At 66.8% G+C, this 24812-nt stretch carries 18 protein-coding genes; 12 read left to right on the top strand and 6 right to left on the bottom strand.

From position 1 onward, the window contains the following. Positions 1–37 precede the first annotated feature (37 nt). The 4 genes from BMY12_RS06480 (at position 38) to BMY12_RS20240 (ending at position 3114) form a co-directional block, all read left to right on the top strand. The gene (locus BMY12_RS06480; protein WP_093283633.1) at positions 38–790 is read left to right on the top strand and encodes a MotA/TolQ/ExbB proton channel family protein; all 753 of its coding nucleotides are present in this window, start codon (positions 38–40) and stop codon (positions 788–790) included. Further along, positions 790–1194 (top strand): ExbD/TolR family protein, encoded by a 405-nt coding sequence (locus BMY12_RS06475; protein WP_093283630.1) that lies wholly within the window; start codon positions 790–792, stop codon positions 1192–1194. Before BMY12_RS06480 ends, BMY12_RS06475 begins: the two co-directional genes overlap by 1 nt. Positions 1195–1374: 180 nt before the next feature. After that, on the top strand, positions 1375–2511 hold the full coding sequence (locus BMY12_RS06470; RefSeq protein WP_093283628.1) for a sigma-54 interaction domain-containing protein: 1137 nt from the start codon (positions 1375–1377) through the stop codon (positions 2509–2511). Positions 2512–2541: 30 nt separating this feature from the next. After that, positions 2542–3114, top strand: coding sequence for a rhodanese-like domain-containing protein (locus BMY12_RS20240; RefSeq protein ID WP_177188877.1), 573 nt, complete (start codon positions 2542–2544; stop codon positions 3112–3114). 21 nt (positions 3115–3135) lie between these two features. On the opposite strand, the gene BMY12_RS06460 is transcribed toward BMY12_RS20240, so the two are convergent. From BMY12_RS06460 to BMY12_RS06440, 5 genes are read right to left on the bottom strand one after another with little or no spacing between them, the layout of a single operon-like run. Next, positions 3136–4350: an efflux RND transporter periplasmic adaptor subunit gene (locus BMY12_RS06460; RefSeq protein WP_093283625.1), complete on the bottom strand. Its 1215-nt coding sequence runs from the start codon at positions 4348–4350 to the stop codon at positions 3136–3138. Next, positions 4347–7511 carry an efflux RND transporter permease subunit gene (locus BMY12_RS06455; protein WP_093283622.1) on the bottom strand — a complete coding sequence of 1055 codons (3165 nt, stop codon included), beginning with the start codon at positions 7509–7511 and terminating at the stop codon, positions 4347–4349. The genes BMY12_RS06460 and BMY12_RS06455 overlap by 4 nt, the downstream gene beginning before the upstream one ends. Positions 7512–7539: 28 nt before the next feature. Next, on the bottom strand, positions 7540–8142 hold the full coding sequence (locus BMY12_RS06450) for a peroxiredoxin (RefSeq protein ID WP_093283621.1): 603 nt from the start codon (positions 8140–8142) through the stop codon (positions 7540–7542). Positions 8143–8158: 16 nt separating this feature from the next. After that, positions 8159–8554 carry a hypothetical protein gene (locus BMY12_RS06445; RefSeq protein ID WP_093283618.1) on the bottom strand — a complete coding sequence of 132 codons (396 nt, stop codon included), beginning with the start codon at positions 8552–8554 and terminating at the stop codon, positions 8159–8161. Between the two features lie 7 nt (positions 8555–8561). Then, on the bottom strand, positions 8562–11090 hold the full coding sequence (locus BMY12_RS06440) for a TonB-dependent receptor (protein ID WP_143068867.1): 2529 nt from the start codon (positions 11088–11090) through the stop codon (positions 8562–8564). Between the two features lie 192 nt (positions 11091–11282). Between BMY12_RS06440 and BMY12_RS19915 the strand changes: the two genes are divergently transcribed. From BMY12_RS19915 to BMY12_RS06405, 8 genes are all read left to right on the top strand, one after another. Further along, on the top strand, positions 11283–11756 hold the full coding sequence (locus tag BMY12_RS19915) for a hypothetical protein (RefSeq protein ID WP_143068866.1): 474 nt from the start codon (positions 11283–11285) through the stop codon (positions 11754–11756). Positions 11757–11853: 97 nt separating this feature from the next. Continuing rightward, a complete protein-coding gene (locus tag BMY12_RS06435; RefSeq protein WP_177188876.1) occupies positions 11854–12324 on the top strand; it encodes a c-type cytochrome in 471 nt (156 codons plus the stop codon). Between the two features lie 29 nt (positions 12325–12353). Next, positions 12354–13106, top strand: coding sequence for a cytochrome b/b6 domain-containing protein (locus tag BMY12_RS06430; protein WP_093283611.1), 753 nt, complete (start codon positions 12354–12356; stop codon positions 13104–13106). A gap of 23 nt (positions 13107–13129) precedes the next feature. Beyond that, the gene (locus tag BMY12_RS06425; RefSeq protein WP_093283608.1) at positions 13130–14584 is read left to right on the top strand and encodes an MBL fold metallo-hydrolase; all 1455 of its coding nucleotides are present in this window, start codon (positions 13130–13132) and stop codon (positions 14582–14584) included. After that, positions 14584–16920 (top strand): DUF1549 and DUF1553 domain-containing protein, encoded by a 2337-nt coding sequence (locus BMY12_RS06420; protein WP_093283605.1) that lies wholly within the window; start codon positions 14584–14586, stop codon positions 16918–16920. Before BMY12_RS06425 ends, BMY12_RS06420 begins: the two co-directional genes overlap by 1 nt. A 25-nt stretch (positions 16921–16945) precedes the next feature. After that, positions 16946–18394, top strand: coding sequence for a DUF1501 domain-containing protein (locus BMY12_RS06415; protein WP_093283603.1), 1449 nt, complete (start codon positions 16946–16948; stop codon positions 18392–18394). A gap of 278 nt (positions 18395–18672) precedes the next feature. Continuing rightward, the gene (locus BMY12_RS06410; protein WP_093283600.1) at positions 18673–19500 is read left to right on the top strand and encodes a caspase family protein; all 828 of its coding nucleotides are present in this window, start codon (positions 18673–18675) and stop codon (positions 19498–19500) included. A gap of 21 nt (positions 19501–19521) precedes the next feature. After that, the gene (locus BMY12_RS06405) at positions 19522–23109 is read left to right on the top strand and encodes a CHAT domain-containing protein (RefSeq protein WP_093283598.1); all 3588 of its coding nucleotides are present in this window, start codon (positions 19522–19524) and stop codon (positions 23107–23109) included. Here the strand turns inward: BMY12_RS06405 and BMY12_RS06400 are convergent. Next, complete coding sequence (locus BMY12_RS06400) at positions 23106–24758, bottom strand: GMC family oxidoreductase (protein WP_093283596.1); 1653 nt, start codon at positions 24756–24758, stop codon at positions 23106–23108. The two genes, BMY12_RS06405 and BMY12_RS06400, sit on opposite strands and share 4 nt — an antisense overlap. Between the last annotated feature and the right edge of the window lie 54 nt (positions 24759–24812).

Here is a 24812-nt window from a genome sequence, read left to right as displayed (position 1 = left end):
CCGATTCACAGACGATTCTTTATTTGAAGGAAGCAAGATGATCGACACCTCCTCCATTCCGGCCGTACCGGCCACGCTCTGGGCGCTGGGCGCATTCTCCGCCGCGACCTGGACGCTGATTGCCGCCAAGGGTGTGCAGTACTGGCGACTGCGGCGCGGCAACCGCCGTTACCAGCAAGCCTTCTGGGCGGCGAGCGATCTCAATCAGGCCGCCGCCGAACTCGATCACAGCATCGGTGCGGTGGCGCGTCTGGCCGGAGCCGGCTTCAAGGCGCTGGGCGAAAGCAGCGAGCAGCATGCCGATCTGGAACACGCCTGGGACCGCCGCGATCTGCTCGAACGTCAGCTGCGCCGGCAGATTCACGGCGAGCGCCGCACGCTGGAGAGCGGCTTGTCGGTGCTGGCCAGCATCGGCAGCACCTCGCCCTTCGTCGGTCTGTTCGGCACCGTGTGGGGCATCATGAATGCGCTGACCCACATCGGCAGCTCCGGGCAGGTTTCGCTGGAAGCCGTCGCCGGGCCTATCGGTGAAGCGCTGATCGCCACGGGCTTCGGCATCGCCACGGCGGTGCCGGCGGTGCTCGGCTACAACTACTTCCTGCGCAAGCTCAAGCTGATCGTGGCCGACCTCGACGATTTTGCGCACGACTTTCTCAATCTCTCGCAGCGTGCGGGCTTTCGCGTGCAGCTGCCGCCGAAGTCCAACAACAGCCGTGGTGCGCAGAGCGCCGCAGCGGCCCCTGAGACGCGCGGCGCCGCTGCGGTCAACGCGCAGGGGGCGTACGCCTGATGGCCTTCTCGACGCAGGACAGCGAGGAAGCGCTGAGCGAGATCAACATCACACCGCTGGTGGACGTGATGCTGGTCTTGCTGGTGGCCTTCATCGTCACCATCCCGGTGATCAACAACGCCGTGCACATCAGCCTGCCCAAGACCGTGCAGACCACGCCGCCGGATCTGGACAAGCCGGTGACCGTGAGCGTGGACAAGGACAGTCGCGTCTGGCTGGACCGCCGGCAGGTGCCGGTCGAGTCACTGGAGCGCGAACTCCTCGCACTCAAGGCCGCGCGCCCCGATGTCGCGCTGCAGCTGCAGGGCGATGAGACCGCACCCTATGGACCCGTGGCCAAGACCATGGCGGCCATCGAGCACGCCGGCATCACGCATCTGTCGGTGCTCACCGCGCAGCAGTGACTGTGACCGGAGGCGCGGCGATGTCGGAAGTCAGTCACGATCAGCGGATCGCGATGGGGCAGGCCACTGCTGCACGCACAATAAGGTTAGTCATTCAAAGTATTGGGCGGCATCGACGATTCTTCATAGAGTCTTTCTGACAGCGTGGCCTCAATCCGCGTCTGCTTCAGGGAGAACAAGATGCGTGAAGGACAACATCGCGAAGGCAGTGTGCTGCAGCTGCATGGCGTGAACGCGGAACAGATCACCATCCGGGCCAAGGCCCTGGTGTTCGCCGATCCGGTATCGGTGCAGATTCACGAGTATCTGGAGCGCGTGGCGCCCAGCGAAGCGCCGGTGCTGGTGATCGGCGAGACCGGTACCGGCAAGGAGTTGCTGGCACGTCATATCCACGAGCTGAGCGGACGCAAGGGTCCGTTCGTGGCGGTGAACTGCGGCGCGATCAGCGAGCAGCTGGCGGAGAGCGAGCTGTTCGGACACGAGCAGGGCGCGTTCACCGGCGCCACCTCGCGTCGCGAAGGCTGGTTCGAATCCGCCAACGGCGGCACGCTGTTTCTCGACGAGATCGGCGATCTGCCGCTGGCCTTGCAGGTGAAGCTGCTGCGGGTGCTGCAGGAACGCGAGGTGGTGCGCGTGGGTTCACGCAGGACCATTCCCGTCGACATCCGCCTGGTGGCCGCCACCAATGTCGATTTGCGCGACGCGGTGGCGGCGGGCCTGTTCCGCGCCGATCTGTTCTACCGTCTCAACGTCGCGCAGCTGCGTCTGCCGCCGCTGCGGGAGCGGCCCAAGGACATCCTGCCGCTGGCGCAGCACTTCGTGGCGCACTACAGCCAGCGCCTCAAGCGGCCGCGTCCGGTGATCTCCGATGCCGCCTGCCGCGCGCTTCAGGAATATGCCTGGCCCGGCAATATCCGCGAAGTGGAAAACGTCATGCACTTCGCGATGCTGGTGGCGGGCGCCAGCGAGCTGCGGCCGGAGCATCTCAAGCTCAATGGCGTGGTGGTCCTGGCGGGTCGCCAGGGCGCGGACAGCGATCCCTGCGTGGCGCCGCGCGAACAGATCGGCAAGGCGGTGCGCTGCCTGCTCGATGCGCCCAGCGACAATCTGTTCAACGAACTGGAGCGCCTGATCGTCGATGAAGCCTATCGGCACAGCCGCTACAACCAGGTGCGGGCCGCCGCCGTGCTCGGCCTGTCGCGCAGCGTGCTGCGCACCCTGCTCAAGAAGCATGGCTATCTCGGTGACAAGCCCGGCGAGGGCGGTGATGCCGAGGACGACGATTCTCCCTCCTGGCGCGCACTCAGCGCAGGCTGATCGCGCCGCTTTTTTTTAGAACCGGACACCATGACTTCGAACCGACTCGTATCCCCCGCGCTGCTGCTGTCTGTGACGCTGATCGGCGCCTGCGCGCAGCAGCCTGCGCAGAGCGTCGCGGTGGCGCCGCCACCTGCAGCACCCGTCGCCGCGCCGGTGCAGGCCGCACCGGTGGCGCCGCCGCCGGCAGCCAGCGTCGCCGTGCAGACGCCGCCCAAGGCCGCGCCGGTCTACAAGTTCAAGACGCCGCGCCTGAGCCGCAAGCAGTTCGATGCGCTGCTGGCCAAGCCGCAGAACCTCTTGCTGATCGATGTGCGACGCCCCGACGAGCTGAGCAAGATCGGCGGTCTGCCGGTGTATCTGAGCCTGCAGTCGGAAGACATCCAGCGCGATCCGGCGCGCTACCTGGCGTTCATTCCCAAGGGGCGCGTCATCGTCACCCTGTCCAATCACGCCTTCCGCGCCGGTGCGGTGGGCGATCTGCTCGCCAGGCACGGCTTCAAGGTGGTGGGCGCCGTGGGCGTGCAGACCTATGAGGAAGAAGGCGGCAAGCTGGCCAAGATCGCGCCGCCGGCGCCCAGTCCGGCCAGCGCCAGGACCTGAAGCCGCAGCCCGGCTCGCGGCTCACGAAGCGCCGCGTGCAGGCTTGGGCGTTGTGGCCGGCGTTTCGCGGCGAATCTGCACCGCCTCGCCGGCCTGCAGCAGATCGGAAGGATTGGCGACGATGCGATCCTCCGCACGCAGGCCGGCGATGATTTCAATCTCCTTGCCCAGATCGCGGCCCAGTTTCACGGCGCGAAACTCGATGCGCGCCTCGTCATTGACCAGCGCCAGCTGCGGGCCATCGACAGCGAAGAGCAGCGCGCTGGACGGCACGCGCAGCGCCTGCTGCCCGTCGCGCAGCTCGATCTGCACCTGCGCATAACTGCCCGGCAACAGTCGAGCGTCCTCGTTGGCGAGCAGGATGTCCACCTGACGGCTGCGGGTGTTGGCGTCGATGGCGCCGGAGGCGTGTTCGATGTGTGCGCTGAAAAGCTGTTCGGGAAATTCGCGCAGCTGCAGCTGTACGGCCTGACCGGCGCGGATGTTCTGCGCATAAGCCTGCGGCACCCAGACCGTGGCGCGCAGCGGCCGGGTCTGGGCGATGGCGAACAGCTCGCCGCTGCCGGGCGTGACCAGCGCGCCGACTTCGATGCTGCGCCGGGTGATCACGCCATCGTAGGGCGCAACGATGCGCAGCTGCGCCAGCAAGGCCTGCAGACGCGCGATATTGGCATCGGCGGCGGCAAGATCGGCGTGGGCCTGCTCCAGCTCGCTGCGCTTCTCGTCCGCCAGCTGTGCGGCCACCGCGCCGATGGCCAGCTGTGCCTCTAGGCGCGCCAGCGAGCTTTGCAGCAGGTTCACACGCGCCCGCACCTGCTCGCGTGCCGCGCGTGCCTGCGCCAGCTCCTGTTCCTGCTCGGGCGCGCTGAGCGTGGCCAGCAGCTCGCCGCGCCGCACCGCTTCACCGATGTTCTTGTGCCAGGCGCTGACATAGGCGCTGCTGCGCGCGTAGATCGCCGACTCCTGATAGCCGCGCAGCGTCGCCGGCAGCTGCACGCTGCGCACGGCGGGGGCGGGCGTGGCCCGCACCAGATTCACGCTGCGCAGCAGCGAAGCCTGCGTGCTGTCCGCCAGCTCGCGCTGCTCGCGATGATCCAGCCACAGGCGCAGGCCGCTGCTGGCCGCCAGGCTCAGGCCCAGCAGCAGCGCGCCGCGTGTCGCCCAGACGTTGACGCCAGGACTGCGCGCTGTGTCGAGCAGGGCTTGGAAATCGGCAGGGGTATCGGCATCGCTCATGGCGTGGCGGACTCGGGGCGCGGAACAAGAGAGACTGCGGACCAGCGCCGGGCGCGGGCCTCGTGCAGGGCGGTGAACAGGGCCGGCACCAACAGCAGCGTGGAGCAGGTGGCCAGCAGCAGGCCGCCGATCACGGCGCGGCCCAGCGGCGCGTTCTGTTCGCCGCCTTCGCCCAGGCCGAGGGCCATGGGCAGCATGCCGACGATCATCGCCAGCGCGGTCATCAGCACCGGCCGCAGGCGCGTGACGCCCGCCGCGAGCGCGGCGGCGGCCGGTGCGGCGCCGGCGGCCAGGCGCTCGCGGGCAAAGGACACCAGCAGGATGGCATTGGCGGTGGCCACGCCGATGGTCATGATCGCGCCGGTCAGCGCCGGCACGCTCAGCGCGGTGCCGCTCAAGAACAGCAGCCAGATGATGCCGGCCAGCGCCGCCGGCAGGGTCGCCATCACGATCAGGGGATCCAGCCAGGACTGGAAGTTGATGACGATCAGCAGGTACACCAGCAGCACCGCCAGCGCCAGGCCGGCGTACAGGCCCTGATAGGAACTGCGCAGCATCGGATACTGCCCGCGCAGGCTGATGCTGGACGTGGCCGGCAGCTGCGGACGATAACGCGCGAGGAGTGCTTCGATGTCGGCGCCGACGCGGCCCAGATCGCGGCCGTCGATGTTGGCGTGGATGTCGATCACGGTCTTGCTGTCGTAACGGGAAACCACCGCGCTTTGCGCTTCGCGGCGCACCTGGACCAGATTGCCCAGCAGCTGCGGTGCGCCGCCGGCCTGCGCACCGACCGGCGTGCGCAGCAGGGCATCGAGACTGTCGAGATCCAGCTCGCGGCTCTGCACGCCGACGTTGTAGGTATTGCCGTTGGCGGGATTGAGCCAGTACGAAGGCGTGGTCTGCATGCTGCCGCTGAGCGAGACGAGCAGGTTCTGCGCCAGATCGCGCGCGTTCAGGCCCAGGGCCTGCAACTGGTCGCGATCCATGTCCAGGCGCAGCACCGGCTTGGCCGCGCGCTGATAGACGCGCGAATCCACCACGCCCGGAATCGCGCGCAGTTCGCGATGCAGGGCATAGGCGAGCTTCAGGTTCTCGGCGCTGCGATTGCCGGCGATCTGGATATCCACCGGCGCCGGCGTGCCGAAGTTGAGCGACTGGCTGACCTGATCGGCGCTCTGGAAGAAGAACTCGGTCTGCGCAAAGCGCTGCGGCAGTTCGCGGCGCAGCAGGCGCATGTAGTGCTGGCTGGAGCGGCGGTGTTCCGGGGCAAGCGAGAGCATGATCTCGCTGTCGGAAGCCTCGGCGGTGCCGGAGTTGCCGTACAAGGTGTTGCGCGGCGAGTAGGGGCCGCCGACGATGTCCAGCACATTGCCGAGTTCATCAGCGGGAATCAGCTCGCGGATGCTGGCTTCGATGCGGTCGATCAAGGCCGGCATCGCCTCGATGCGGGTGCCCGAGGGCGCGCGCACATGCAGGCGCAGCTGGCCGGCATCGACCTCGGGAAACAGTTCCTGCCCCAGCAGTGGAAACAGACCGGTGGTGGCCAGGCAGATCAGCAGGAACGCGGGGGCGAAGCGCGCGCGACGCAGCAACAGCGCGGCCAGCAAGACGCGGTAGCCGCGCTGCAGGCAGGCAAAGCCGCGTTCGAAACGCTGTTGCAGCGGCCAGTGCATGCGCCCGCTGTGCGCATCGCGCAGCAGATACAGCACCAGGGTCGGAATCAGGGTGCGCGAGATCAGATAGGAGGCGAGCATGGCGAACATCACCGCCTCGGCCAGCGGCACGAACAGATGCCGCGTCACGCCGGTGAGAAAGAACAGCGGCAGGAATACCACGCAGATCGACAGCGTGGAGACCAGCGCCGGCTGCGCGATCTCGGCGGCACCGTCGAGAATCGCCTGGCGCGGCGGCTTGCCCAGCGCCATCTGCCGCTCGATGTTCTCGATCTCCACCGTGGCATCGTCCACCAGCACGCCCACCGCCAGCGCCAGTCCGCCCAGGGTCATCAGGTTCAGGGTCTGGCCGATCAGATGCAGACCCAGCAGCGAGCAGAGGATGGCCAGCGGAATCGTCAAGGCGATGATGAAGGTGCTGCGCCAGTTGCCGAGAAACAGCAGAATCATCGCCGCGGTCAGCGCCGCCGCAATCAGGCCTTCGCGCAGCACATTGCCGACCGCCGCGCGCACGAACAGCGACTGGTCGAACATCGGCTGGATCGCCAGCTCCGGCTGTTCCCGGCGAATCTCGGGCAGCTTGCGCTGGATGGCGTCGATCACGCTCAGGGTGGAGACGCTGGATTTCTTGAACACCGACATCAGTACGCCGCGCTCGCCGTTCTGGCGTACCAGCGTGGTCTGCGGCGCATAGCCGTCGCGCACCTGCGCCACATCGCGCACGTAGACCGTGCCCTGGGCGTTACTGCGCAGCGGCACATCGCCGATCTGCGCGATGCTGCCCAGTGCGCCGTTGAGACTGACATCGTATTCACTGGCGCCGAGCTTGAGCGTGCCGGTGGGCAGAATCAGGTTCTGCGCGCCGATCGCCGTCACCACCTCGTTGGGCGTGAGGCCGCGCGCCAGCAGCGCGGCGCCGTCCAGGTCCACCGAAACCTGACGGCTCTTGATGCCATAGGGATTGGTCACCGAGGCGCCGGGGATGGTGACCAGTGCCTGGCGCACGGCATTGCCGGCCAGATCGCCCACTTCCGACTCGGACAGCGTCTGGCTGGAGATGCCCAGTTGCAGCACCGGCAGTTCGGTGGCGGAGAGCTGATCGACCTGTGCCGGCATGATGCCGGCCGGCAGCGAGCGCTGCGCGGTGGTGGTGGCAGACAGCACCTGCGCCAGCGAGGTGCGGATGTCGGTGCCGGGCTGGAAGAACACCTTGATCACCGACAGGCCGTTCAGCGACTGGGATTCGGTGTGCTCCATGTCGGTGACCGTCAGCGCCAGACCGCGTTCGCTGGGCGTGGTGATGCGATCCGCCATCTCCTTGGCGGAAAGCCCGTTGTACTGCCAGAGCACCGCCACCACCGGGATATCGATCCTGGGAAAGATATCGGTGGGCATCTTGCGCAGCAGCAGCGGCGCGGCCAGCAGCAACAGCAGCGTGATCACCACGAAGGTGTAGGGGCGGCGCAGCGCGAGCTGGACGATCCACATGGCCAAGGGGACTCGCGCGCCCCGGGGCCTAAGGCTTTGCCACGCTGGCCAGCGTCTGCACCACGTCCAAGGCCTGCGCGACGTTCTCGGCCGGCGCCACGCCGCTGATGGTGGCGGCGATGCGGCCATCCGGCGTGACGATGAAGGTGCTGCGCTCGGCAAAGCCATGCGTGATCTCGGCGCCGCGCGTGTCCTTCTTGCCCGCCTGCGCCTCGCGGATGTTCAGCTCGAAGGCGCGCGCGATGCTGCCGTCGGCATCCGAGGCCACGGCCAGCTTGCCGGCGCAGTAGTCGGGATCGGCGGAGAAATCCTTCAGGCGCTCGATGCTGTCCAGCGACACCCCGATCACCGAGGCACCGGCCGCCGCGAACTTGTCGGCGTTCACCGAGAAACTGTGCGCCTGGATATTGCAGCCGCCGGTGTAGGCGGAAGGATAGAAGTACACCACCACCGGCCCGCGCTTGAGCGCGTCCTTGAGGGTGAACTGGAAGGTCTTGCCGGCCAGCGCCGCCGGTGCGCTGAAGCCCGGTGCTGCACTGCCTTCCGGCAGCGCGGCCCGCGCCGGCAGCGTCAGAATCGTGCCCAGTGCAGCGGCCAGCAGCAGCGCCCTGGGGCTGAATCGTTTCTGCATGATGGGTATCTCCCGCTTATTTGGTCAGTGGTTTGTAGGCGTCGTGACAGGTCTTGCAGCCCTTCGAAATCCGCCGCGCCGTGGCGGCGGCAGCGTCGAAGTCCTTGGCGCCGAGCTGCTGGCCCAGCGCCAGCGCCTGCGCCTGCTGGTCGCGGGCATAGCCCACGGCATCGTCCACGCCCTTCTTCGCGAAATAGGCCTCGGTCTGTGTGAAGCCGTCCTGCAGGATCGCCAAATCCTCCAGCGCCGCCTTGCCATTCTTCGCGGCGATGGCGGGTTCCAGGTCCTTGGTCGCATCGTCCATATTGCGCATCAGATCATCATCGAAATCGCTGAGATCGAGTTGCGCGAAGGCGACGCTGGCGCAGCACAAGGCTGCCGCCAGCGCCGCGTACCGCCATGGTTTGCGCATGCGTCAATCAGAAGCTCAGGCGGAACGACACGCCGTAGGTGCGCGGATCGCCCAGGCCCACGGTGGCCGGCGCATTGGTGGTGCCGGCGGACTTGGACACGAAGAATTCCTGGTCGAAGACGTTCTTGCCATACAGGGTGATGGCCAGGGTGTCGTCGCTGCGGCGCAGGCCGATGCCGGCATTGGTCACGTAGTAGGTCTGCTGTCCGAGCCAGGTCTGCTCGTAAGGGTTGGAGTAGCGCGTGCGGCCGCGACCGGACTCGTTGACATAGCCGAACCATTCGATGGGCTTGTTCTGGAAGCTGCCGGCGGCATGCGAGTAGTCGGCGCCGAGGTTCACGTTCCAGGGCGAGATGCCGGTGTTGTTGACCGCGATCTGCTTGCCGGACAGGCTCAGGGTCTTCGGGCCGCCGCTATAGCCGTAATCCGCCGGCGCCGCCGCATTGTCGAACTTCTGGTACTGCGCCTCGGTGATCGCGCCGTTGAAGAACAGGTTCAGCCTGGGCAGCGGCGCCCAGACGGTCTCCAGCTCGATGCCGCGCAGGCGCACCTGCGGCACATTGCCCAGATAGCTCACGAACAGCTGCGTGCCATCAGGATTCTTGTAAGTGGTGTTGTCGGTGATGGTGCCCTGGTAGTCGTGGATATTCTCCCAGTACAGGCCGAGGTTGATGCTCAGGCGGCGGTCGAACAGGGTGTTCTTGATGCCGACTTCGTAATCCTGCGCCACTTCCGGCTTGGTGATCACCGGATAGCTGCCCTGCACCACGCCGGCGACATACACCGGACGCGTGTCGGTGTTGACCGCGCCGGACTTCGCGCCGCGCGCCACCGAGCCGTAGACCAGCACCTGCTCATTGAGCTTGTACGAGGGATTGATCAGCCAGGACCAGGTGCCGTTGCGTTCCTGTCCGGAGATATCGAAAGTGCCGCCGGTGCTGAGCAGCGTCTTGTCACGCAGCGCCTGATCGCTGGTGGACAGGTTCTGGGCGCCGCCGAAGCTGTAGCCGCGGTCGCCGCCCTTGCGCTTCTCGTGCGTGTAGCGCAGGCCCGCGGTCAGATCCAGGGCCGATGTCACATGCCAGGTGGCCTGACCGAAGGGCGCCAGGCTGTTGTTGCGCGCGGTGCCGAAGTGATCGTATTCGACGCCGTCGAGGATGTCCGGATTGACGCTGGCGTTGTTGTTCTGGAACGCCGCGGCGTCGCGGCCATAGATGTAGCGGAAGTTGGAATCACGGTTGTCGATCAGGCCGTAGACGCCGACCTGATAGTCGAGCACGCCGTTGAGCGAGGACGCCAGACGGAATTCCTGCGAGAGCAGGCGCGCATAGACGTCATAGCCGGTGCTCACCACGTACAGGCCGTAATAGCCCTGCGTGTTGCGCGGCCAGAGCTGGAAGCGGCGCCAGGCGGTGACCGAGGTCAGGGTGTAGTCACCCACGGCCCAGTTCAACTCGTTGGACAGGCCGTTGACGGTGGCGGTCAGTGTCGAGGGATTGGTGTAGCTGCCGACGTAGGGATTGTGGTTGGGATCGCTGATGCCGAACAGCGAATTGATCTTCTGATCGTAGGTCGTGTACGCGCTGCCGTCGGCGTAGTGCGTCAGGACCGGCGCCACCGTGCCGCCGTAGTTGTTGTACTCATTGGACTCGGTGTGCTCGACGATCAGCCGCGATTTGAGATTGTCGCTGAGCTTGAACAGCAGCTGCCCGCGTGCACCCCAGCGGTCGGTGTTGAGCAGGCCCAGGTCGCCGCGACGATCGTCGGGGATGCGCGGGTAGGCGGGATTGTGCACGCGGCCGTCATCCTTGGCGCTGAAATAGCTGACGCGATAGGCGACGCTGTCGCCGATCAGCGCGCCGGTGCTGTGCGCCTTCACCTCCAGGGAGTTGAAATTGCCCGGCGCGATCTCCACCGAATTCTCCGGCTTGAAGCTGGGCTGATTGGTGGTGATCTGCACCGCGCCGATGGTGGTGTTCTTGCCCAGCAGCGTGCCCTGCGGGCCGCGCGCCACTTCCACGGCCTGCACGTCGAACAGGCCGCCCCAGGCAAAGCCCACATGCGTGAAGAACACATTGTCGATGATCAGGCCGACGCCGGACTCCGAGCCATCCGAGCCGCCGAGCACGCCGCCGGCGCCACGGATCGACAGCGAGGAGGTGCGCGGATTGCTGGTGTTGGGCTGGAAGTTGGGAATCTTCAGCGAGAATTCCTGCAGCTTGTCGAGATGCTGCAGTTCCTGCGTGTCGCCGTCGATGGCGGAGACCGACAAGGGCACGTCCTGCAGAAGTTCTTCACGCTTGCGCGTGCGCACCACCACGCGGCCGAGCTGCGCGGCGTTATCGCTGCTGCTTTCCGGCGCGAGGCCGGCGGCCTCGCTGGCGGCCTTGTCGGCAGACGGATCGGCCGCCTGTACCGGCAGTGCCGCGCCCAGCAGGCCGCTGCCGAGCAGCAGCAGCGGAACGGCGCGACGCGAGACGCTGGGATTGCTGGCGGGCGCGCTCTGCGCGTCCCGGAATACGGAAGTGGATGTCACGATGCTGATCCTTGAAAAGATAAACACAGCCCGCCGCGAGCGGAGGCCGCGGACAATGGCAGGAGTGGGAAAGAAGTCGGTGTCGCGATCAGCGCGCGCCGCGGCGAAGCCAGGCGGCGCGCGAGATCAGCGGATGCGCAACGTCGATGGTCAACAGAATAGACACGCCATGCCTGGTCCCTGAGTGGATTCGTGCATCGTCATCTGCCCGAAGTGTTGATGAAGTTATGGCGCGTCGCCTGCTCCCTGTGCTGCACGCATGCGGCGACGCGAGAACCTGAAAACGCAAGGTCCGTACCAGCGGTTTTGCTGGGTAAAACCAGCGGATCAGGCGTCCGTCTGTGGGCATTTGAACAGTGCGCCGCGCAACGCTGCGCGAATCGCGACAGCACGCGTGAAGCGCGAGCGGCCTGCAGCCGGCGCTTCATGCGCGGCGGTGGTCCCCGAGGTATCGGGCGCTGGCTGTCGATCACGCGACAGCGGCAGCGACAGGCTGACGACATTTCAACAGCGCCCTTCTCGATGAGGCTTGCCCGGATGTCGGGAAAGATCGGCTGGTCTGCGCTTAAGACAGCGCAAATATGCACATTCCATCAGGGGTTTGGCGTTGATGCTAAGCGCAAGAGCGGCGTGAGCCAGAGCCTTGCGGCGATGCTGGCACGCTAGCTGCAATCAAGCCGCTCACGGCCGGCGGCAGGCAGATGCGTGCGGCCGACTTTCAACATAAGCCAAACGCCCAGGGAAAATGACTGACACGACTGTTGTGATTCGCCGCATTCGCCATGCCGCCGTATTCCTCGCGCTGAGTGCGGGCCTGAGCGCCGCTGCACTCGCGCAATCCGCCGGCGGTCCGCCGACGCCGGCCAAGCAGGCCATCGATGCGCGCAAGGCCATCTTCACGCTCACCGGCGCCAACTTCAAACCGCTGGGCGATGTGCTCGGCGGTCGCGCCGGCTATGACGCTGCCGAAGCCAAGAAGCGGGCGACGCGCGTGGCCTTTCTCACCACCCTGCTGCCGGAAGCCTTTCCGGATATCTCGGCCACCGGTGAAACCCGCGCCAAGCCTGAGATCTGGAGCGAGCGCGCGGATTTCGACCAGCGCCTGAAGGATTATCTCGATCACACCGAGGCGCTGGCGGCTGCCGCCGACAAGGGCGAGGCGGCGTTCAAGACCGCGGCTGCGGCCGTGGCGCAGGACTGCAAGGGCTGCCACGACAAGTACCGAAGCAAGTAAACCCCGTCGCGCCGCCGGAGTCGCAAGCGATGTCCTCCAGTCTGGAAGTGGAATTCGATGCCGTCGAGGTTTCGGCGCCGCCGCGTGCGGCGCCGGCTGCACAGCATCTGGTCTGGGATCTGCCGGTGCGGCTGATGCACTGGTCGCTGGTGCTGGCGTTTGCCGGCGCCTATCTCACGCATCGTCTCGGCGTGAATTATTTCAAGTATCACGTCTGGAGCGGCTACGCGGTCTTGCTGCTGGTGACGCTGCGCATCCTCTGGGGGCTGGTTGGCACGTATCACGCGCGCTTTGCCAGCTTCGTGCGCGGCCCGCGCACGGTGCTGCGCTACACCAGGGCGCTGTTGCGTGGCGGCAGCGGCGCCTACGCCGGCCACAACCCGCTGGGCGCCTGGATGGTGCTGCTGCTGCTCGCCGGTCTCTTGCTGCAGGCGGCCATGGGCCTGTTCGGCAATGACGAGATCATGAACGTCGGGCCGCTGGCCGGCTGGGTGAGCAATGCGCTGAGCGTCAAGCTGACCTCCTGGCATCGTCAGCTGTTCTATGGACTCGCCGTGGCGGTGCTGCTGCATGTGCTGGCGGTGCTGGCGCATCTGCTGCTCAAGCGCGAGCCGCTGCTGCGCGCGATGCTCACCGGCCGCAAGCCCGCCGCGCAGGTGCCGGCGACACAGGCAATCGCGTCCTCGCGCCTGTGGCTGGCGCTGTCCTTGTTCGTGCTGCTTGCCGGCACGCTCGCCTTGATCGTGGCGCAGGCGCCCGGCGCCGAGTCGTCTCTCTATTGATTGCTGTTTCTTCGGAGGCATCCATGTCCCGCAAACCCTTTTATCTGCTGCCCTTGCTGGCCCTGCCCCTGCAGGCCGGCGCCGCGACGCCGGCGCAGACGCTGAGCGAAGTCGCCAGCGCGCTGGGCGCCGAGTCGCTGCAGTCCATCCAGTTCTCCGGTGCGGGCAGCGACTACGCACTGGGCCAGTTTGGCCATGCCGGCGAAGCCTGGCCGAAGTTCATCGACAAGTCCTATCAGCGCGTGGTCAGCTTCGCGCCCTGGGCCACCGAGCTGCAGCGCACGCGTCTGCAGGGCGAGAACCCGCCGCGCGGCGGCGGCGGGCAGCCGATCTTCGGCGAGCAGCAGCAGACCCAGAGCGTGACGGCGGAAAGTCCGAGCGCGATTTCGCTGCAGAGCGAGCTGGCGGTGACGCTGCCGCAGGCCTTCATCAAGGCCGCGCAACAGGCCAGCGACCTCAAGGCCGAGGAACAGCACGCCGGCGGCAAGCACTACACGGTGCTGAGCTTCACCGCGCCCAACAAGGCGCGCACACGCGGCTGGGTCAATGCCCAGCACCAGATCGAGCGCGTGGAAACGCAGATCGACAATCCGGTGTATGGCGATGTGAACTATGAGGCGCAGTTCTCCGGCTATCGCGACTTCGGCGGTGTGCAGTTCCCCGGGCACATCGTGCAGAAGGCCGGCGGCTATCCGGTGCTGGAGCTGAACGTCAGCGAGGTGAAGCTCAATGTACCGGCGCAGATCAAGGCCAGCGTGCCGCCGACGCCGGTGCTGGCTTCGGAGCCGCTGGGCAAGGACGTGTGGCTGATCAGCGGCGGCTATGCCGCCGTGGCGGTGGGCTTCAAGGATCATGTGCTGATCATCGAGGGCGGTCAGAACGATCAGCGCTCCGAGGCGGTGATCGCCGAGGCCAAGCGCCTGTTCCCGGGCAAGAAGATCGGCGCCCTGGTCAACACGCACGCGCATTTCGATCACGCCGGCGGTCTGCGCAATTACGTGGCCGAAGGCGCGACCATCATCACCCACGAAAGCAATGTGCCGTACTTCCAGAAGGTCTGGGCCAATCCGCATCGTCTGGCGCCGGACCGTCTCGCGCTGCACCCCAGGCCGGCCAAGTTCCGCGCGGTGAAGGATGAGCTGCTGCTCAGCGATGGCGAGCACAGCGTGCAGCTGTTCCGGCTGCAGGACTTCGGTCACAACGACGGCACGCTGGTGGCCTATCTGCCCAATGAGAAGGTGCTGGTGGAGGCCGATGCCTTCAATCCGCCGGCCTCGCCGCTGACGCAGACGCCGGCCAGCATCAGTCCCTTCCAGCAGAGCCTGGTGGCCAATATCGAAGCCCGCAAGCTGGTGGTGGAGCGCATCGTGCCGATCCATCTGCCGGCCGACAACCGCAAGATCGCCTACACCGAGCTGCTCACCGCCGTGGGCCGCATCGACAGCAAGGCGCAGCTTTCCCTGACGGAAACCAAGTGATGAAGAAAGTACACGGCATTCTGTTGTTCTCGCTGGGGCTCGCGGCCAGCACCGCGGCGGCGCTGGCTGCGGATGAGGCGCCGGCGGCCAAGGCCGCGACCGCCAGTGCCGCCAAGACCTGGTGGTCTTACGAGCCGGTGCAGGCGCCGGCCGCGCCGGCCGTGAAGAACAGGCAGTGGCTGCGCACGCCCATCGACGCCTTCGTGCTGGCGCGTCTGGAAGAGCAGAAGCTCAAGCCTTCGCGCGATGCCGATCGCGCCACCTATATCCGCCGCGCCACGCTGGACACCCTGGGTTACATCCCGCGTCCGGAGGAAGTGCAGGACTTCGTCAACGACCGTTCGCCCGACGCTTATGAAAAGCTGGTGGACCGTCTGCTGTCCTCGCCGCATTACGGCGAGCGGCAGGCGCGGCGCTGGCTGGACTACGCGCGTTATGCCGACAGCACGGGTTTTCAGAACGACCAGACCCGGCCCAACATCTGGCGTTATCGCGATTACGTGATCAATGCCTTCAACAGCGACAAGCCCTACGATCAGTTCGTCAGGGAGCAGATCGCCGGCGACGAGCTGTACAACGGCAGCAACAAGGATGCGCTGGCGGCCACCGGCTTTCTGGCCAATTATCCGGACAACTACAACTCCCGTGATCTGATTCAGCGCAAGTACCAGATCACCACCGACATGGTGGACACGGTGGGCGAGGTGATGCTGGGCCAGACCATCGGCTGCGCGCGTTGCCACAATCACAAGTTCGACAAGATCTCGCAGCAGGAGTACTTCCAGCTGCAGGCCTTCTTCGCCAACACCAGCGAGCTCAACGACATCCCGGCCGGCCTGGGTCCGCAGGAACTCGTCTATCAGGCGCAGCAGGCCAAGTACCAGGAAGCCACCAAGGAGATCCGCGCCCAGCAGAAGGAGATTCTCGACTCGGTGCGCGACAAGGGTCTGCAGTATCACAAGGAGCGCTATCTCACCGACAGCCGCGAGGCCATCTTCAAGCCCAAGGAGCAGTGGACGGCGCTGGACCGCTGGGTCAATCACCGGCTCGACAACGTCACCACCGATGCCGACATCGCCGCCTATCTGAAGCTCTCGGCCGAAGAGAAGGACAGCCCCGAGCTGTACGTGGCCGAGAACGTCGAGAAGTGGGCGAAGTTCAAGAAGCTCAGCGAGGATCTCAAGCAGTACGAGGACCTCAAGCCCGAGGGCGGCTCGGACAAGATCACCGCCGTGGGCGAGCTGGGTCATGCCGATGCGCCGCCGACCTTCGTGCTGTTCGGCGGCAGCCATGAGCGTCCGCTGGATCAGGTGCAGCCGGGCTTCCCGGCGGCGATTGCGCGCGGCGAGCAGCCGGTGATCGCGCCGCCGCTGACCGCGCTGGGCAATGCCTATTCCTCGGGCCGCCGCATCGCGCTGGCCAACTGGATCGCCAGCGCCAGCAACCCGCTGACCGCGCGCGTCTACGTCAATCGCGTCTGGAACGATTACTTCGGCCGCGGCATCGTGCGCACGGTGAGCGACTTCGGTCGCGCCGGTGAAAAGCCCAGCAATCCGGAACTGCTCGATTATCTGGCCAGTGACTTCGTCAGCCACGGCTGGAGCGTCAAGCATCTGCATCGGCAGATCCTGCTGTCCAGCGTCTATCGCCAGGCTTCGGACTACCGGCCGGAGCTGCAGAAGGCCGATCCGGAGAACAAGCTGCTGGCGGTGTTTCCGCGCAAGCGTCTGGACGCCGAGCAGATCCGCGATTCGCTGCTGGTCGCGGCAGGCCAGCTCAACGAGACCATCGGCGGCCCCAGCGTGTTCGCGCCGCTGCCGGATGCGATCAAGGCCGGCAATCTGTGGAAGGTGTCCAAGGATCAGAGCCAGTGGAACCGGCGCAGCCTGTACATCTTCACGCGCCGCAGCGTGGCCTATCCGATGCTGCAGACCTTCGACATGGCCTCGCCGCAGCAGGCGCATCTGAAGCGTGACGTGACCACCACGCCGCTGCAGGCCCTGACCCTGTACAACAACGAGCTGGTGTTCCAGTGGTCGCAGCAGCTGGCCGGCCGCATCATCCGCGAAGCCGGGCGCGACGAATCCAGGCAGCTGGATCGCCTCTACGAGGTGTTGTTCGCGCGCAAGCCCGATGCGCAGGAGAAGGCCACGCTGCTGTCCTTCCTCGGCGAGCACGAGAGCTTCATCAAGAACAAGGTCGTGGACGGCAAGCTGGCGCTGGCCGAGCCCATCGGCGTGAAGGATGCCAAGGGCCTGGACCCGATCCGCGCCTCGGCCTTCGTCGATCTGGTGCACACCGTCGCCAATTCCAACGACTTCAGCTACCGCTTCTGAACGACAAGCATTCAAGGACTATTTCATGAGCAAGCACACCACGCGACGCGAACTGCTGATCAAGGGCGGCCTGGGCCTTGGCGGTCTGGCGCTGAACGGCCTGATCCCGGGCGGCCTGAACGCCGCTTATGCCTCGGAGCTGGCCAATGGCAGCGCCGATCCGCTGGCGCCCAAGCCGCCGCATTTCGCGGCCAAGGCCAAGTCGGTGATCTGGCTGCATCAGGACGGCGCGCCCAGCACCCTGGATCTGTACGACTACAAACCGCAGCTGGAAAAGCTTGCGGGACAGGAAGTGCCGGCCTCGTTTCTCAAGGGTATCAAGACCAGCACGCAGGGCGGCGTCGGCAAGCTTTACGCTTCCAAGCGCAGCTGGAAGCAGTACGGTGAAAGCGGCGCCTGGTTCTCGGACCTGCTGCCGAATCTCGCGCAGCACGCCGACAAGCTGACCTTCATCAAGTCCAGCGTCACGGTCGGTGCCACGCACGACATCTCCATCCTCAAGCTCAACACCGGCGATCTCAATCCGGGCCGGCCGACGCTGGGCGCCTGGACCGCCTATGCCCTGGGCTCGGGCAATCGTGATCTGCCGCCTTATGTGGTGCTGTACTCGGGCAAGAAGGAGCCTTCGGGTGGTTCGGTGAACTGGAGCTCGGGCTTTCTGCCGGCCGTGTATCAGGGTGTGGCCTTCCGCTCGGGTCCTTCGCCGATTCTCTACCTGCAGCCGCCGGAACTGGTGGCGCTGGCCCAGCAGCGCGACAACCTGGATCTGCTCAAGCGTCTGAACCAGCATCGCGCCGCGCGCTATCCGCAGGACACCGAGTTGCAGGCGCGCCTGAATTCCTACGAGCTGGCCTATCGCATGCAGGCGGCGGCGCCGGAGTCGGTGGACCTGAGCAAGGAAAGCGATGCGACCAAGGCACTGTACGGCCTGGACGAGGAGGCCACGCGCGATTACGGCACCAATCTGCTGCGCGCGCGGCGTCTGGTGGAACGCGGTGTGCGCTTCGTGCAGGTGGTGACGGGGGCCGTCGACATCGACGGTGAGGATCAGAACTGGGACGCGCACAAGAACCTGGAGCGCAACCACGCCGTGCATGCGCGCGCGGTGGACAAGCCCATCGCCGGACTGCTGGCGGATCTGAAGTCGCGCGGCCTGCTCGACTCCACGCTGGTGGTCTGGACCTCGGAGTTCTCGCGCACGCCTTATGGCCAGAGCGGCAATGGCCGTGATCACAACCCCTGGGGTTATACGCAGTGGATCGCGGGTGGCGGCGCCAAGGCCGGCTTCACCTTCGGCGAGACCGACGAGATCGGCCTGAAGTCGCAGGGCGTGACCGTGGACACCTACGATCTGCACGCCACGGTGCTGGCGCTGCTGGGTCTGGATCATCTCAAGGTGACCTTCCTCAACAACGGCCGTTCCGAGCGTCCGACCGTGGTGTACGGTGAGGTGATCAAAGACCTCATCGCCTGAGCCGGGTGGTCTGTGCGGGGCGCCGGTTCGCGAGGCAGCGCGAATCCGGCGCCCCGTTTTTTTGTGCGCGCGGCGCCGTGAACGACATCACAGCGTCGCGGCCGTACTTGCCGCGAGATGGCTGCACACCTGCGCGTGCTTGAAACCGCCACAGATGCAGTAAATGAGCCTGGAGTGGCGCATCATCATGCCGGCGGATGCAGCCACTGCCAGGCCCGCTCCACACAGCGAGCAGCGCGTGTGCCGCCGGCCGTGGCTTGAATGAAGGAGTCGATCTCATGGCACAGAAACGCAGCAGGGCGAAGGCCAAGGGCTATTCGCTGCACATCGGTCTGAACCGCGTCGATCCCGCGCAGTACGAAGGCTGGGATGGCCAGCTGACGGCCTGCGAGGCGGATGCCCGCGACATGGCCAAGCTGGCCACGGCACGCGGTTTCAAGGTGACGGCGCGGCTGCTCACCAAGGCGGCGACCGCACAGGCGGTGATCCAGCATCTTGGCGAGCTGGCCACGCAGCTGAAGAAGGGCGACATCCTGTTTCTCACTTACTCCGGTCACGGCGGTCAGGTGAAAGACCTGAACGGTGACGAGGAAAAGGACCGCATGGACGAGACCTGGGTGCTCTACGACCGCCAGCTGGTCGACGACGAGCTCTACCAGCTCTACACCCGATTCAAGGCGGGCGTGCGCATCGTGGTGCTCTCCGACAGCTGTCACAGCGGCACGGTGCTGCGCGACGTTCCGCCGTTTCTGCGTGGCGGCGCGCGCATCCGCGCGATGCCCACGGTGGTGGGACAGCGCGTGGAGAAGGCACATCGCGCGCTGTACGCCGGCATACAGAAGAAGCTCAAGGGCGCGGAACGCAACAAGCCTGCCGCCAGTGTGTTGCTGGTGTCCGGCTGCATGGACAATCAGTATTCGCAGGACGGCGACAAGAACGGTCTGTTCACCGGCACGCTCAAGCAGGTGCTGCGCGGCAAGCCGGCGAACTATCGGCAGCTGCGCGATCAGGTCGTGGCGCGGATGCCGAGCACGCAGACGCCGAACTATTACTTCGTGGGTGCCGCCAACCCTGCTTTCGAAGCGCAGGCGCCGTTCACGATCTGAATCCGCAGCGGGAGACTGGCCATGAGCATCCGCCTTGCCGACCGGCAGTCCTGGCAGTTACGCAGCTATCGGCTGCCGGTGTTGCGCGGTGCGCGACGCGGCGCCGTGCAGGACACGGTGCTGCCCGCCCTCATCGCCGCGCAGCTGCCGGCCGGTGCAAGCCTGGAGGATTACGCGCAGATCACGCCGGGGCCGGCCCTGCGTGGCGCCGCGCCGCCGGAGTTGCTGGAACTGGAGGCCGATGTCGAGGCCACGCAGGGCGCGGTGCTGATCGTGCGCCACGCTTCCGGCGCGGTGAGCTTTCACGCGCCGGTGCTGCGGGAAGCGCGGCGCGGTGCGCGCAGCGCCGCCACGGTCGCGCATTTTCGCGTGCCGCTGGCGCCGCTGCAGCCGCAGCTGCAGCAGCGCGGCCTGCTCAGCCGTGTGCTCAAGGTGGCGGTGCTCAAGCTGCGGCAGGCGCTGATCGACAAGGTGGTGGCGATCGGCATTCGTCAGGCCGGACGTCTGGCGGAGAAGGCTTGGTGGCACGGCGGCGCCCTGGGCTGGAACGAAATACGCACGGCCGCCGGCGCGCTGGAACTCAAGCCGCTCCAGCAGCTGCCGCGTGCGCAGGGACGTTCGCTGCTGTTCCTGCACGGCACCTTCTCCAACACGCAGGGTTCCTTCGGCAAGCTGCTCGGCGAGGGCTATCTGGCGCAGCTGCGCAAGCGCTATGACAACCGCGTCTACGCCTTCGAGCATTACACGGTGAGCCGCTCGCTGGAGGAAAACGCGCAGGCGCTGCTGGCGGCGCTGCCGGAAGGCCAGCATGAGTTCGATGTGGTGTCCTACTCGCGCGGCGGGCTTTTGCTGCGCACGCTCGCCGAACAGCCCGAGCGTTTTGGCGCGCAGGGCGCGCGCTTCGTTCTGCACCATGGCGTGCTGCTGGCCACGCCCAATGCCGGCACGCCGCTGGCCACGCCCGAGCGTTGGGAAGACACCTTCGGCATGGTCGCCAATCTGCTGGAGCTGTTCCCCGGCGACAATCCCTGGGTGATGGGTGCGTCCTTCGTCGCTGACGGTCTGGTCTGGCTGGCCAGCAAGCTCAGCGGCAGTCTCGACGGGCTGTCCGACATGGACGGCGCCGGCAGCACCATCAGCGCGCTGCAAGCCGGCAGCGGACCGCGCAGTGGCGCGTATTCGGCCGTCGGCGCCAATTACAACCCCAATGCCGCGCTGTGGCAGAAGCTGCTCGATATCGGCGTCGATTCCTTCTTCGGCGGCGCCAATGATCTGGTGGTGCCGACCGATGGCGCCTGGCGCGTGGACCCCACGGTATCGCCCGCGCCGGTGGTGCCGGCGCCGCGCGTGGCCTGTTTTGGTTTCGACGGCAATCTGCGCCCGCAGAACACCGATGTGCATCACTTGAGCGTCTGCGCGCAGCCCGAGGTGCGCGGCTTCATCGACCGCGCCTTTGCCGGCGAGAACCAGGGCCTGCCGCTGCTGGATCTCACGCAGCCGCGTCGCAGCCGCAAGTTGTTTCGCGGTGCGCCGCTGGCAGAGCCACTGCCGGCGCCCGTGGCGGCGGCGCCTGCCGCTGCACCGGCCCGGGCGCTGGTGGCGGCAGCGGCGCCGCTGCCGGCGCCGGCCGGCTTGCTGGTGCCGGCGGCGCATGATGATCACAGCCTGCATCTGGTGATCTCGCAATCCGTCGGCGATCGCGACAATGCGCAGCTGCTGGCGATGTATCGCGGCGCGGTGATCATCGAGCCCTTTCCGCTGCGCAATCCCGGTCGTGGCCGCACCTCGCGCGCCGAGCGCGCAGTGCGCAAGACCGTGGCCAGCCTGCTGCCCGGCGAGCGCTTCAGCGAAATCATCCGCCGCCACGAAGCGATCCGGAAGCATCTGGATACCGGCGCCGGCGAACTGCCGGGCGATGAGGAGCTGCGCATCTTCGGCGCCCTGCTGTTTGAAGCCCTGTTCGTGGGGCGCGTGCGTCGTCTCTACGATGTGGCGCGCAGCGAGCAGCTCAATGCCACGCTCAATGTCATCTTCACCTGCACCATCCCCTGGGTGGCGAGCAAGCCCTGGGAATTCGTCTACGACCCGGTGCGTGAAAAATTTCTCGCCACCGAAGACGTGCACTTCATCCGCAATGTCCCCACCTCGGTGCCGGCGCAGCTGATGCCGGGCCACGCGGCGCCCTTGCGGATGCTGGTGGTGGCGGCGCAGCCGGTGGGTACGGCGCTGCTGTCACTGGACGACGAGGAAGCGCGCATCCGACTGCGTTTCGCGCCGCTGCTGGCGGCGGGGCTGGTGCAGCTGGAGGTGCTGGCGGCGGCCACTGTGGACCTGCTGCAGGATCGCATCGTCGATGCGCAGCGCCAGAACCAGAGCTTCGACATCGTGCACTTCATGGGCCACGGCGAGTTCGACAGCCAGGCCGATCAGGGCCGGCTGATCTTCAGCGGTCTGGATGGCGAGCCCGAATTCGTCGACACGCAGACCCTGCGCGAGATCTTCTGCGGGCGCGGCATCAAGCTGGTGTTTCTCAATGCCTGTGAAAGCGGGCAGGACTCGCGCAGCCGCAGCAATCGCGGCATCGCGCAGTCCCTGGTCAAGGGTGGTCTGCCCGCAGTGGTGGCCAACCAGTACAAGGTGCTCGATCCCTCGGCGGTGAGCTTCGCGCAGCGTTTTTACGCGGAGCTGGCCCACGGCGGCACGCTGGGCGAAGCGGCGCGCGAGGCGCGTATCGCGGTGAACTATGCCAGCGACAGCGAGACCATCGACTGGGCGGTGCCGATGCTCTACGCGCGCGATCCCAATCTGCGGCTCTGCGCCCTGAGTCCGCAGCAGCGTGCGCCGCGTGCGCGGCCGCTGCTGGAGACCGGGCCGGAAGCCGGCGTGGCCTTGCGCGGCGCTGCGGACGCGCGGCAGGAAGTGGGCGTGGCGGATCTGGCGGGCTACTTCCCGGAACTTTCCGCCACGCTGACCGCGCTCAATGAATGCCAGTCGGTGTTTCTGTTCCGGCCGGTGAAAATCGCCGTGCCCCTGGGCGTGTGGAAATGGGAGGCGCAGCGCAAGCGCAGCTCTCTGCGCGCGCGGGACTTCGCCGAGGCGATGCGCGAGCGCGTGCAGCGCCTGCACCTGGACTTCCTGTCCTGCATCACGCCGCGCTGGATCTGGGACGAGCATGCCGAAGATCTCTACGCCTGGTGGAGCGGGGACCCGGCACTGCCGGTGACGGTTTTCTCCATCGCCGGACTGGCGCTGCCGCCGCGCGGTCAGAGCGCTGCGCGGGTGATCGCCAATGCCCTGGTGCAGACCCTGGCGGCGCAGATGCTGCGTGCCGAACGGCCCAGGCTGAACGCCGCGTCGCCGTATCCGGTGCACACCGCCACGCGCGGCAGCTGCCCCTTCAATCGCGATGCGCAGCACAAGCTGGAGCATCTGCTTTCGCCGCAGCGCTTCGACGCGCAGTGTGAAAAAGAGCTGCGCCGCAAGCTGACGCACGGCGAGGTGATCTTCGCCGCCTTCACGCAGATGCTGGAGGCCTTCGATGGCGCCTCGCCGGACGCGGCAGCGCCGGCGCGCAAGGCCCGCGTCAGGAAGCGCGCGCGCCGGCGCTAGCCGGCATCACCCTGCCAAGGCCGCGCCGCTGCGATCAGCGCCGCGGCCTTCTCGGCAATCATCATGGTCGGCGCATTGGTGTTGCCCGAGGGGATGGTGGGCATGATCGAGGCGTCGGCGATGCGCAGCCCGGCCAGGCCACGCAGGCGCAGCTGCGCATCCACCACGGCCTGTTCGTCGTCGGCGCGGCCCATGCGGCAGGTGCCGACCGGATGGAAGATGGTGGTGCCGATATCGCCGGCGGCGCGCGCGAGTTCCGCATCGCTTTGCAGCTGCGCGCCGGGCAGGAACTCCTCGGGTTGATACGGTGCCAGCGCCGGCATGCCGACGATGCGCCGGGTCAGGCGCAGCGCGGCGGCGGCGATGCGACGATCCTGCTCGCTGCTCAGGTAGTTCGGCGCAATCAGCGGTGCCTGCGCCGGATCGGCGCTGGCGATACGCACCTGGCCGCGTGAGCTGGGGCGCAGATTGCAGACGCTGGCGGTGAAGGCCGGGAAGCGGTGCAGGGGCTCGCCGAACTTGTCCAGCGACAGCGGCTGCACGTGGTATTCCAGATCGGCGCGTTCGATCGCGGGATCGGATTTGGTGAACACACCGAGCTGGCTGGGCGCCATGGTCAGCGGTCCACGCCGGCGCAGCGCGAAGTCCAGACCCATGCCCAGCTTGCCCCAGAGGCTGTTGGCCACCTGATTGAGCGTGCGGATGTTGCGCACGCGATAGATCGCGCGCAGCTGCAGATGATCCTGCAGGTTCTCGCCGACGCCCGGCAGCGCGTGCTGCAGGGCAATGCCCAGGCGCTGCAGCAGTTCCGGTGCACCGATGCCGGAGCGCTGCAGAATCGCCGGCGAGCCGATGGCGCCGGCGCTGAGCACGGTTTCGGCGCGCGCCTGCACGTGGTAGCGGGCCTCACCGACGGCGAACTCCAGGCCGCTGATGCGCCGGTTCTCGATGCGCAGGCGATGCACCAGCGCGCCGGTGAGCACCGTCAGATTGCGCCGCTGCCGCACCGGCTTCAGAAACGCCGTGGACGCGCTCCAGCGCAGGCCGCGCCGCTGCGTGACCTCGAACTTGCCGGAGCCTTCGTTGTCGCCGCCGTTGAAGTCGGCGCTGGGCGCGATGCCGGCCTGCGCGGCGGCTTCGGCGAAGCGGTCGAGAATGTCCCAGCGCAGACGCTGCTGTGCCACGCGCAGTTCGCCGCCGGCGCCGTGCAGGGCGTCGCCGCCGCGCCAGTGGTCCTCGTGACGCTTGAACAGCGGCAGCACGGCGTCCCAGTTCCAGCTGGCATCGCCGCTCAGCGCCGCCCATTGCGCATAGTCCTGCGCCTGGCCGCGCATGTAGATCATGGCGTTGATCGAGGAGCAGCCGCCCAGCACGCGGCCGCGCGCGTAGAGAATGCTGCGGCCGTTGAGGCCGGATTCCGCCTGCGTGCGGTAACACCAGTCCGTGCGCGGATTGCCGATGCAGTAGAGATAACCGACCGGGATGTGAATCCAGTGCCAGTTGTCGGGGCCGCCGGCCTCCAGCAAGAGCACCGAGACCTTCGGGTCCTGTGAGAGGCGATTGGCCAGCAGGCAGCCCGCGCTGCCGCCGCCGACAATCACGTAATCAAAGCTGCCGTAAGGCTGTGCGCCGCTGTCGGGCTGGCTCATGTTCTGATGTCGCTCCCCCACATCCGTTTTTCATTCTAGCGCCGGCGCAGAACG

The organism is Solimonas aquatica, assembly GCF_900111015.1.
GTDB classification, from domain to species: domain Bacteria; phylum Pseudomonadota; class Gammaproteobacteria; order Nevskiales; family Nevskiaceae; genus Solimonas; species Solimonas aquatica.
This window is presented reverse-complemented; position numbering and strand designations above follow the sequence as displayed.